Below are 5157 nucleotides of genomic sequence, written 5' to 3'. Positions count from 1 at the left end.
AAGCCCGCCTGCGCGGGCTAATTTTCAACGCCTATTAACAAGCCAATTTCAGATAATTTCGGCCCAATTCTAACTCCCCCCCTTAGCAAGGGGGGGCTGGGGGGGGTTCCCTCCAAATCCCGCAACAATCCTAATATAAAATCGGACCTAAATCCAAAACAAACCCCGGCAACACATCTTCTCCCGAGAGGGTTTCAGGAGACTCAATGATTTCCACATCTTGCCCAGGACGATAAATTTCCACTCGCAGATTTTGACGGTCAATTAACCAGCCTAACCGCACCCCATTCTCCAGATATTCTAACATTTTATCCTGTAACTCTTTCAAGGAATCACTAGCCGAACGTAACTCCACCACAAAATCAGGACAGAGGGGAGCAAATTGCTGTTTTTGTGCCTCCGTCAACCCCTCCCACCGCGCTTTTTGAATCCACGAAGCATCGGGCGATCGATTTCCACCTTTGGGCATTTTAAATCCGGCAGAAGAGTCAAAGGCAACACCTAAATCATTCGTATCCGTCCAATTGAATAACTGCTGAATCAGTCTACCATTCCGATTGCCCGTATCGCTGCCCGTCGGTGGCATAATAATTAATTCTCCCGTTGCCGTCCGTTCAAACCGTAAATCCCGGTTGTTTTGACAGAGTTTAAAAAACTGCTCATCGGTTAAATCCAGGGTTAATTTCACCGGGGTAAACGGTTCGAGGGTTGCCAATTCCATAGTTTTATGCCAATTCTTTATCTATCGAGTTGTACTATTCGCTGTTAATATAAAATTGGACCTAAATCCAAAATAAAACCAGGTAACACTTCTTTTCCAGACAGGGTTTCAGGAGACTCAATAATTTCCACATCTTGCCCAGGACGATAAATTTCTACTTGCAGATTTTGACGGTCAATTAACCATCCTAACCGCACCCCATTCTCCAGATATTCTATCATTTCATCCTGTAACTCTTTTAAAGAATCACTAGCAGAACGTAACTCCACCACAAAATCGGGACATAGCGGCAGAAATTTCTCCCGTTGGTCCGGAGTTAAGGCATTCCAGTGTGCCATATGAACCCAAGAGGCATCGGGGGAACGATTTCCTCCGTTGGGTAATTTAAAACCCCCATTCGAGTCAAACGCTTTCCCTAAATTATTCTGCCGACTCCACCCTTGCAACTGATAAGAGAGTTCGATGTTACGATTGCTGGTTTCTCCTCCCGTCGGTGACATAATAATTAATTCTCCCGTTGCCGTCCGTTCAAATCGTAAATCGCGGTTGTTTTGACAGAGTTGAAAAAACTGCTCATCAGTTAAATCTAGGGTTAATTTCACCGGGGTAAACGGTTCGAGGGTTGCCACTTCCATAGTTTTATCCCAATCGTTTATATAAGGGAACGAGTTGCGCCATTTCCTGCTGATATCTATGGTAACCCATTCAGCACAGATGGCAACGGGGCCGGGATTGAGAAAAGCCTCTCAGGAAACGGCCCAAGTTCTGGTAAAATTAGCTCGGGGGATAGGGAAGGATGAAAGATGAACGACCAAACACCCATGACCAATGACCAATAACCAGCCATGATGACTTTAGAACCGCCGAACTCCGAGTCTAGCCCTAGCTTTATTTCTCCTGCGTTGCCGCCTGAGTTTATGGCGGAAAATCCTCCTGCCGATCGCCCGATTCGGTTGGGGATTATGGCATCGGGGAGTGGCAGCAATTTTGAGGCGATCGCCGCTGCAATTTCTAGCGGACAACTCCATGCCAAAATTCAGGTTCTGATTTACAATAACCCCAATGCCAAGGTTTTAGAACGGGCGAATCGATGGCAGGTTCCGGCGGTTTTACATAACCATCGGGATTATTCGAGTCGAGAAGATTTAGATGCAAAAATTATTGAAACGTTGCACGAGCATGATGTAGAATTAGTGGTGATGGCCGGTTGGATGCGGATTGTTACGCCGGTTTTGATTGATGCGTTTCCCAGTCGTATTTTGAATCTGCACCCGAGTTTATTACCCAGTTTTAAAGGCGGTCATGCGGTGGAAGATGCCCTCGCCGCTGGGGTGAAGATTAGCGGTTGTACGGTGCATTTGGTCGCGCCGGAAGTGGACAGTGGGAAGATTTTAATGCAAGCAGCAGTTCCCGTATTTTCTAATGATACACGAGAGAGTTTACACGCTCGAATTCAGGTCCAGGAACATCAGATTTATCCCCTGGCGATCGCAATTGCTGCTGCGGGTATCCATCGGCGATCGGCCCGGTAATACCAAATCAAGGCAGGAAAAGTCCGTTTTCTTGTCTTAGCCTGCGTAGGCAGGCTTTGTCCGTATAGCCCCAGGCTTTAGCCTGCGGGTATAAGTTTAATCTACCGATCGCCCTTCGTTGCCCGTTTTACCAAGTTTCCACAACACACTGGAAATCAAATTGGTCACAATGTGCGCGGTGATAGGAACAAATAAATTTCCGGTTACCAGCGCACTCCCCCCTAAAATAAGTCCGACTACCGTTGCCCACACCATATAGGGCCATTGCTGGAGTCCACTCAGATGTAACACGCCAAAGCATAAACTGGAGAGGATTAACCCCACGGCATTTAACCCGATCGCCGGCAGCATTACCCCTCTAAATAACAGTTCCTCACTCAGTCCCGGTAATAGCCCCAACCAGACTAAATCCGGCCAGACTAGGGGTTCTAAAACAATTTGTAGATAGAAGTCCGCACAGCGTCGATATCCCGGCCACAAGCGATAAACCACGGAACTGGTGGCGCTGATGGCGAGTCCTAACCCCACCCCACCTGCGATCGCCACGCCATCCCAACCCCAACCCAGTCTCGTGACATTGCCAAAGTATAGCCAGAGTTTGGCTATCCCAAACAACACAATCGCCGTTACTCCCATTCCCATGAGAATTTGAGTGCGGGTAAAGGGTTCCAGTTGTGGATCGTTCGGAAGCTGTTCTGTCACGGCTGTTCTCGGTTTACAAGGTAGATGATTGACACCAAGTGCTGAACTTTCCGATGCAACTTCCGACAGGGCGATCGCCATTAATCCGAAAGGCATTGGAGAGACGAGAGACTTGGACTTAGGGCAGTTGGGGCAATTCCACCCCGATGCGCCACCAACCAACCCAGGGCCTCTAAGTAGGAATTAACCTCAATGGCGGGTACTCCCAGACTCGCTGGGGGGACTTGCATCTGAGTTTGATTCTCTCGGACGGCAATAATCTGGGCAGATTGGTGACTTAAACTTAACACAGCACTGCCTCCGGCTGCTGTAGCAGGTATGACGAGGGCATCGACTTGTTCGACCCAAATATCTGAGGGTTGACAATGGGGGGATTTTGTGCTAATAAATTGAGGAGCGCGACTCAGCCCAGCCAAGACACAGGGTAAGAAAGTATAGCCAATTTCTTCGGCAGCGGAACGGGGAGAGATATCCGGGTCGAGGGGAAGGGGTAACAAGGCCGGGGCATGAGCACAGGGAATTTTGAAGGTACGAACGATTAGATGACTGATCACCGCTTCTGCACCAGCGAGGGGATCGACGCCGGTCCCGTGGCGATAGTTGTGGAGGGCTTCGCTTTCCATATCATCGGGAAATCGGGCAACCACGGCGATTGCCTCCGCTTTGGCATCCTTGATTAACCGTTCAGCGGCCCTGAGTAAGCTATCCGGGTTACCAATGGTTCCCCAACTTGCACCGGCAGCAGAGGTTCGCAATTCGACCTTTAACGGTGCATCGGTGATCACATATTCAGTTAGATTTAAGCCTAAAGTTGCTCTAGTCGCATCGGCAGCTTGTAAGTGGCGAATTCTGAGTTCCGGTTCGATCGCACAGTCGAGGATTAAACCGATGCGATTTTGATGGACAGGTTGCAGTCCCCACTCTCCCTTAGCAAAACAGTCGAGTCCATATCCTTCCACATAGAAAGCATTAGAAATCGGCCAATATAATTGTGCGCCATTGAGGACATTGGGGTGAGTAATTAGGCGATCGCAAACTTGGGCGATCGCCCTTGCCACTGGCAACGCATCTCCCGCATAACCCCCAATAGCCGCCCCTACTCCTGTGGGGACGATTAGCATTACTGTGTAAGGACGTTGGATCATAGGGATGGGTCATTGGTCATTGGTCATTGGTCATTGGTCATTGGTTATTTGTGTTGGGTTGATGGGGGGATTGGGGAGATGTTTGTAGTAACGACTTCAGTCGTTCTCTTCCCCAGTTTGTAGTAACGACTTCAGTCGTTATCCGCCGTTCGTAGTAACGACTTCAGTCGTTTCTTCTCCCCCTTCATCCCTTATCCTTCCTGTACAGTCACCACCGCTTCCACTGCAACTTTTTGAGTTTCTTCATCCACCGAAGTCACCGCCCAACGCAGAGGTTCACCGCGCTTTTCCAGTTCCGTTTCAATAGCTTGCTGTAACTCAACCGGAGAAGCTTGTAAATCAATTTCAGCAGAAATAAAATGAGTCGTCATGGTTAAGAATTCCCTTGTACTTTATGGTCAGAATATTAACTATTTCAAACCCCAATCTGAAAGATTAGTGACCGAATTGAGCTTCATAGACTTCATCTTCCTTTTCAGTTTCAATCTTGAGGTCCGATCGCGGATAAGCAACACATAACAGGACATATCCCTGCGCTTGCATATCGGTTCCCACCCCCATGCCATCAGACTGATCCACCGTACCTTCGCCGATAATTTTAGCGGCACAGGTGGTGCAGACTCCCGCATTGCAGGAACTGGGTAGATCCAGAATTCCAGCAGCATAAGCGGCGCGAAGAATCTGTTTATCTTCTGGCACTTCAATCTTGTGGGAAGTGCCTTTATGGATAATTTCAACGGTATAAGTTTTGCCCATTGTCTCAGTTCCAGGAAATGACTTGCAGTGCGATTTTGCCCAATTTCTGAGCTTATCACTGATTGGGGTGTTTTACTACGTCGGTGGGAGAATCAAGAGACCTCTCCCCTGCCCTCTCCTAAGAGGAGAGGGAGAATCAAGAGACCTCTCCCCGGCCCTCTCCTAAGGGAACTCCAAAAAATAAAACCTTCAAAAAACCCGCAGGCTCAAGCCTGGGGCTACACGGACAAAGCGGTGCCTGCGCGGGCTAAAAGAGCCTTGTTAGGTGCGATCGCATCAAAGCAAGGATGATTTATTTGTT

Annotated in this window: 7 protein-coding genes; 1 reads left to right on the top strand and 6 read right to left on the bottom strand. The window is 48.6% G+C overall.

Annotation, left to right across the window (positions count from 1 at the left end; all coding sequences use genetic code 11):
- Positions 1 to 130: 130 nt before the first annotated feature.
- Together NG833_RS28585 and NG833_RS28580 are read right to left on the bottom strand one after the other, a co-directional pair.
- Positions 131 to 721 carry a Uma2 family endonuclease gene (locus NG833_RS28585; RefSeq protein WP_254568661.1) on the bottom strand — a complete coding sequence of 197 codons (591 nt, stop codon included), beginning with the start codon at positions 719 to 721 and terminating at the stop codon, positions 131 to 133.
- Positions 722 to 765: 44 nt separating this feature from the next.
- Positions 766 to 1356, bottom strand: coding sequence for a Uma2 family endonuclease (locus tag NG833_RS28580; RefSeq protein WP_254568660.1), 591 nt, complete (start codon positions 1354 to 1356; stop codon positions 766 to 768).
- A 213-nt stretch (positions 1357 to 1569) separates the two neighbouring features.
- On the opposite strand from NG833_RS28580, the gene purN reads away from it, so the two are divergent.
- Positions 1570 to 2253, top strand: coding sequence for a phosphoribosylglycinamide formyltransferase (gene purN / locus NG833_RS28575; protein WP_375293978.1), 684 nt, complete (start codon positions 1570 to 1572; stop codon positions 2251 to 2253).
- 96 nt (positions 2254 to 2349) lie between these two features.
- Here purN and NG833_RS28570 read toward each other — a convergent pair whose 3' ends face one another.
- The 4 genes from NG833_RS28570 to NG833_RS28555 form a co-directional block, all read right to left on the bottom strand.
- Entirely contained in the window at positions 2350 to 2955 is a 606-nt protein-coding gene (locus NG833_RS28570; protein ID WP_254568662.1) for a CPBP family intramembrane glutamic endopeptidase, read from the bottom strand.
- 80 nt (positions 2956 to 3035) lie between these two features.
- Positions 3036 to 4100, bottom strand: coding sequence for a DUF3326 domain-containing protein (locus NG833_RS28565; RefSeq protein ID WP_254568658.1), 1065 nt, complete (start codon positions 4098 to 4100; stop codon positions 3036 to 3038).
- Positions 4101 to 4291: 191 nt separating this feature from the next.
- Positions 4292 to 4471 (bottom strand): hypothetical protein, encoded by a 180-nt coding sequence (locus NG833_RS28560; protein ID WP_254568657.1) that lies wholly within the window; start codon positions 4469 to 4471, stop codon positions 4292 to 4294.
- A gap of 64 nt (positions 4472 to 4535) precedes the next feature.
- Positions 4536 to 4856: a 2Fe-2S iron-sulfur cluster-binding protein gene (locus NG833_RS28555; RefSeq protein WP_254568656.1), complete on the bottom strand. Its 321-nt coding sequence runs from the start codon at positions 4854 to 4856 to the stop codon at positions 4536 to 4538.
- Between the last annotated feature and the right edge of the window lie 301 nt (positions 4857 to 5157).

Origin of the sequence: Oscillatoria sp. HE19RPO, assembly GCF_024220515.1 — a bacterium.
Lineage (GTDB): Bacteria > Cyanobacteriota > Cyanobacteriia > Cyanobacteriales > Laspinemataceae > Laspinema.
Note: the sequence above shows the minus strand (reverse complement) of the source record. Positions and strands in the feature narration are given on the sequence as shown.

What these genes read in the sequence shown, in the direction of transcription:
- NG833_RS28585 (WP_254568661.1), bottom strand. Translation starts at nt 721, where the DNA reads ATGGAATTGGCAACCCTCGAACCGTTTACCCCGGTGAAATTAACCCTG.
- NG833_RS28580 (WP_254568660.1), bottom strand. Translation starts at nt 1,356, where the DNA reads ATGGAAGTGGCAACCCTCGAACCGTTTACCCCGGTGAAATTAACCCTA.
- purN (WP_375293978.1), top strand. Translation starts at nt 1,570, where the DNA reads ATGACTTTAGAACCGCCGAACTCCGAGTCTAGCCCTAGCTTTATTTCT.
- NG833_RS28565 (WP_254568658.1), bottom strand. Translation starts at nt 4,100, where the DNA reads ATGATCCAACGTCCTTACACAGTAATGCTAATCGTCCCCACAGGAGTA.
- NG833_RS28560 (WP_254568657.1), bottom strand. Translation starts at nt 4,471, where the DNA reads ATGACGACTCATTTTATTTCTGCTGAAATTGATTTACAAGCTTCTCCG.
- NG833_RS28555 (WP_254568656.1), bottom strand. Translation starts at nt 4,856, where the DNA reads ATGGGCAAAACTTATACCGTTGAAATTATCCATAAAGGCACTTCCCAC.